Source organism: Sinorhizobium sp. BJ1, from assembly GCF_002531555.1.
Taxonomy (GTDB): Bacteria; Pseudomonadota; Alphaproteobacteria; order Rhizobiales; family Rhizobiaceae; genus Sinorhizobium; species Sinorhizobium fredii_B.
In genome coordinates, this window is the sequence record NZ_NWTH01000106.1 from 1 (window position 1) to 1177 (window position 1177).

Below are 1177 nucleotides of genomic sequence, written 5' to 3' on the forward strand. Positions count from 1 at the left end.
ATGGCAAAGAGCAAATTCGAGCGCAACAAGCCGCACGTCAACATCGGCACGATTGGCCACGTTGACCATGGCAAGACGTCGCTGACTGCAGCGATCACCAAGTACTTCGGCGAATTCAAGGCGTATGACCAGATCGACGCTGCGCCGGAAGAGAAGGCCCGTGGCATCACCATTTCGACGGCGCACGTCGAATACGAGACTCCGGCCCGCCACTATGCGCATGTCGACTGCCCCGGCCACGCCGACTACGTCAAGAACATGATCACCGGTGCGGCGCAGATGGACGGCGCGATCCTGGTGGTTTCGGCCGCCGACGGTCCGATGCCGCAGACCCGCGAGCACATCCTGCTGGCTCGCCAGGTCGGCGTTCCGGCGATCGTCGTGTTCCTGAACAAGGTCGATCAGGTTGACGACGCCGAACTGCTCGAGCTCGTCGAGCTGGAAGTGCGCGAACTGCTGTCGTCCTACGAATTCCCGGGCGACGACATTCCGATCGTCAAGGGTTCGGCGCTCGCCGCTCTCGAAGATTCCGACAAGAAGATCGGCGAAGACGCGATCCGCGAGCTGATGGCTGCGGTTGACGCCTACATCCCGACGCCGGAGCGTCCGATCGACCTGCCGTTCCTGATGCCGATCGAAGACGTGTTCTCGATCTCCGGCCGCGGTACGGTCGTCACCGGCCGCGTCGAGCGCGGCATCGTCAAGGTTGGTGAGGAAATCGAGATCGTCGGCATCCGTCCGACGACGAAGACGACCTGCACGGGCGTTGAAATGTTCCGCAAGCTGCTCGACCAGGGCCAGGCCGGCGACAACATCGGTGCGCTCTTGCGCGGTGTCGACCGCAACGGCGTCGAGCGCGGTCAGGTCCTGTGCAAGCCGGGTTCGGTCAAGCCGCACCGCAAGTTCAAGGCTGAAGCCTACATCCTGACGAAGGAAGAAGGCGGCCGTCATACGCCGTTCTTCACCAACTACCGTCCGCAGTTCTACTTCCGCACGACCGACGTGACGGGCATCGTGACGCTGCCGGAAGGCACGGAAATGGTGATGCCGGGCGACAACGTGACGGTCGACGTCGAACTGATCGTGCCGATCGCCATGGAAGAGAAGCTGCGCTTCGCTATCCGTGAAGGCGGCCGCACCGTCGGCGCCGGCATCGTCGCCTCCATCGTCGAGTAAC

At 63.0% G+C, this 1177-nt stretch carries 1 protein-coding gene; it reads left to right on the top strand.

Annotated features, from left to right (window positions below; genetic code table 11):
- The coding region (tuf, locus tag CO676_RS34245; RefSeq protein ID WP_014764100.1) for an elongation factor Tu at nt 1-1176 on the top strand (1176 nt) is incomplete at its 5' end.
- Nucleotide 1177 lies beyond the last annotated feature (1 nt).